Raw genomic sequence first — 369 nt, forward strand, 5'->3', positions numbered from 1 at the left:
ACATGATTAAGGTTAAACCAACCAATAAAACTCGTGAGAGGAAAACTGCAAAGAATTCCTTAAACGGTAAAGTTCAAATCCAGATTCCCAAAGCGAAAGCCAAGGAATATGGATATGAATACAATTGGTTAAAACAGGGAAAGGTGAAACACGACGAAACATTAGCGGATAGAGACGAATTAGAAATAATCCGTACCTATAAAAAATTGTCCGAGGAATTTACCCGATACTTCTGTTTAGCTAACAATCTAGGTGTTTTAACCCATTTAAATTATCTAGCTGAAGATAGCTGTTTGAAAACACTGGCAAGAAAATGGAAAACATCGATTGCCAGGGTACGAAAGAAACTCAATAGAGGTTCAACTTGGG

The 369-nt window shown here is 36.6% G+C and carries 1 protein-coding gene; it reads left to right on the forward strand.

Annotated features, from left to right (window positions below; genetic code table 11):
• Positions 1–369, forward strand: a 369-nt coding sequence (locus OL66_RS00880; protein ID WP_034172087.1) for a group II intron reverse transcriptase/maturase, incomplete at both ends; no start/stop codon positions are given.

Origin of the sequence: Chrysanthemum yellows phytoplasma, from assembly GCF_000803325.1 — a bacterium.
GTDB lineage: Bacteria > Bacillota_I > Bacilli_A > Acholeplasmatales > Acholeplasmataceae > Phytoplasma > Phytoplasma asteris.